The organism is Micromonospora sp. NPDC049060, assembly GCF_040649055.1.
GTDB lineage: Bacteria > Actinomycetota > Actinomycetes > Mycobacteriales > Micromonosporaceae > Micromonospora > Micromonospora reichwaldensis.
In genome coordinates, this window is the sequence record NZ_JBEZEV010000161.1 from 1 (window position 1) to 3208 (window position 3208).

Here is a 3208-nt window from a genome sequence, read left to right on the forward strand (position 1 = left end):
TGGTCTTGGATTCCTTTGGCAACACTTTTTGTTGTCGGGACAGTTTTTCAACAAGTTTTTGTTGGAGAGTTTGATCCTGGCTCAGGACGAACGCTGGCGGCGTGCTTAACACATGCAAGTCGAGCGGAAAGGCCCTTCGGGGTACTCGAGCGGCGAACGGGTGAGTAACACGTGAGCAACCTGCCCTAGGCTTTGGGATAACCCTCGGAAACGGGGGCTAATACCGAATAGGACCACCGGTCGCATGGTTGGTGGTGGAAAGTTTTTCGGCCTGGGATGGGCTCGCGGCCTATCAGCTTGTTGGTGGGGTGATGGCCTACCAAGGCGACGACGGGTAGCCGGCCTGAGAGGGCGACCGGCCACACTGGGACTGAGACACGGCCCAGACTCCTACGGGAGGCAGCAGTGGGGAATATTGCACAATGGGCGGAAGCCTGATGCAGCGACGCCGCGTGAGGGATGACGGCCTTCGGGTTGTAAACCTCTTTCAGCAGGGACGAAGCGTAAGTGACGGTACCTGCAGAAGAAGCACCGGCCAACTACGTGCCAGCAGCCGCGGTAAGACGTAGGGTGCGAGCGTTGTCCGGATTTATTGGGCGTAAAGAGCTCGTAGGCGGCTTGTCGCGTCGACTGTGAAAACCCGCAGCTCAACTGCGGGCCTGCAGTCGATACGGGCAGGCTAGAGTTCGGTAGGGGAGACTGGAATTCCTGGTGTAGCGGTGAAATGCGCAGATATCAGGAGGAACACCGGTGGCGAAGGCGGGTCTCTGGGCCGATACTGACGCTGAGGAGCGAAAGCGTGGGGAGCGAACAGGATTAGATACCCTGGTAGTCCACGCTGTAAACGTTGGGCGCTAGGTGTGGGGGGCCTCTCCGGTTCCCTGTGCCGCAGCTAACGCATTAAGCGCCCCGCCTGGGGAGTACGGCCGCAAGGCTAAAACTCAAAGGAATTGACGGGGGCCCGCACAAGCGGCGGAGCATGCGGATTAATTCGATGCAACGCGAAGAACCTTACCTGGGTTTGACATGGCCGCAAAACTCGCAGAGATGTGAGGTCCTTCGGGGGCGGTCACAGGTGGTGCATGGCTGTCGTCAGCTCGTGTCGTGAGATGTTGGGTTAAGTCCCGCAACGAGCGCAACCCTCGTTCGATGTTGCCAGCGCGTTATGGCGGGGACTCATCGAAGACTGCCGGGGTCAACTCGGAGGAAGGTGGGGATGACGTCAAGTCATCATGCCCCTTATGTCCAGGGCTTCACGCATGCTACAATGGCCGGTACAATGGGCTGCGATACCGTGAGGTGGAGCGAATCCCAAAAAGCCGGTCTCAGTTCGGATCGGGGTCTGCAACTCGACCCCGTGAAGTCGGAGTCGCTAGTAATCGCAGATCAGCAACGCTGCGGTGAATACGTTCCCGGGCCTTGTACACACCGCCCGTCACGTCACGAAAGTCGGCAACACCCGAAGCCGGTGGCCCAACCCTTGTGGAGGGAGCCGTCGAAGGTGGGGCTGGCGATTGGGACGAAGTCGTAACAAGGTAGCCGTACCGGAAGGTGCGGCTGGATCACCTCCTTTCTAAGGAGCACCTTCCGACGAAAGTCGGTAAGGAGCCCGCGCTGCCCGAATGTGGTGGTGGGGTGCTCAATGGCGGAGACACTGGTGAGTCTTTTCCTGGCAACGGCCGGGTTCTTCCTAGTACAGCTGCTTTCGGGTGGTGGGAACGGAGTCCTGGTGCGGCTGGGAGGAGGCGGATAGCACCCTGTTGGGTCCTGAAAGAACAACCATTGGTTGTCTTTCAGAGCCATTGCCTCACCTGTGGGTGGGGATGGTTGCCAGGCATGGCCTGGTCTCGCATACCGATCACTGTGGTGGTGCTGGTGTGGGGCTAAGAGGTTGTGGGTTGGTCGTTTGTTGAGAATTGCACAGTGGACGCGAGCATCTTTGTGGTCAAGTTGTCAAGGGCGAACGGTGAATGCCTTGGCACCAGGAGCCGATGAAGGACGTGGGAGGCCGCGATAGGCCTGGGGGAGCTGTCAACCAAGCTGTGATCCCAGGGTGTCCGAATGGGGAAACCTGGCTGGAGTCATGTCCAGTCACCCACACCTGAACACATAGGGTGTGTGGGGGGAACGCGGGGAAGTGAAACATCTCAGTACCCGTAGGAAGAGAAAACAATTTAGTGATTCCGTGAGTAGTGGCGAGCGAAAGCGGATTGAGGCTAAACCGGTTGCGTGTGATACCTGTCAGGGGTTGCGTGGTCGGGGTTGTGGGACCCTGCTGAACAAGCTGACACTTGTTCGAGAAGTTACAAAGTCAGTGGCTAGTCGAACAGTCTGGAATGGCTGACCGTAGACGGTGAGAGTCCGGTAGGTGAAAGTTGCTGACCTTCTGTGGGTGTTCCCGAGTAGCGGCGGACCCCTGAAATCTGCCGTGAATCTGCCAGGACCACCTGGTAAGCCTAAATACTTCCTGGTGACCGATAGCGGACGAGTACCGTGAGGGAATGGTGAAAAGTACCCCGGGAGGGGAGTGAAATAGTACCTGAAACCGTTCGCCTACAATCCGTCGGAGCCTTGCGGGGTGACGGCGTGCCTTTTGAAGAATGAGCCTGCGAGTTAGTGGCATGTGGCGAGGTTAACCCGTGTGGGGGAGCCGTAGCGAAAGCGAGTCTGAATAGGGCGTTCAGTCGCGTGTCCTAGACCCGAAGCGGAGTGATCTAGCCATGGGCAGGCTGAAGCGCGGGTAAGACCGCGTGGAGGGCCGAACCCACCAACGTTGAAAAGTTGGGGGATGACCTGTGGTTAGGGGTGAAAGGCCAATCAAACTCCGTGATAGCTGGTTCTCCCCGAAATGCATTTAGGTGCAGCGTCGCGTGTTTCTTGCCGGAGGTAGAGCACTGGATGGTCTAGGGGGCCCACAAGCTTACCGAAATCAGCCAAACTCCGAATGCCGGTAAGTGAGAGCGCGGCAGTGAGACTGCGGGGGATAAGCTTCGTAGTCGAGAGGGAAACAGCCCAGATCACCAGCTAAGGCCCCTAAGCGTGTGCTAAGTGGAAAAGGATGTGGGGTCGCATAGACAACCAGGAGGTTGGCTTAGAAGCAGCCACCCTTTAAAGAGTGCGTAATAGCTCACTGGTCAAGTGGTTCCGCGCCGACAATGTAGCGGGGCTCAAGCACACCGCCGAAGCTGTGGCATTCACATTTTTACCT

Annotated in this window: 2 rRNA genes (1 of these 2 cut by a window edge); both read left to right on the forward strand. The window is 57.9% G+C overall.

The window, feature by feature from the left end:
- The first annotated feature begins 58 nt into the window (after positions 1 to 58).
- Positions 59 to 1573 (forward strand): 16S ribosomal RNA (locus AB0B83_RS29880).
- A 370-nt stretch (positions 1574 to 1943) separates the two neighbouring features.
- Positions 1944 to 3208: ribosomal RNA gene (locus AB0B83_RS29885) — 23S ribosomal RNA — on the forward strand (it continues 1618 nt past the right edge of the window).
- The 16S and 23S rRNA genes sit together here, the layout of an rRNA operon.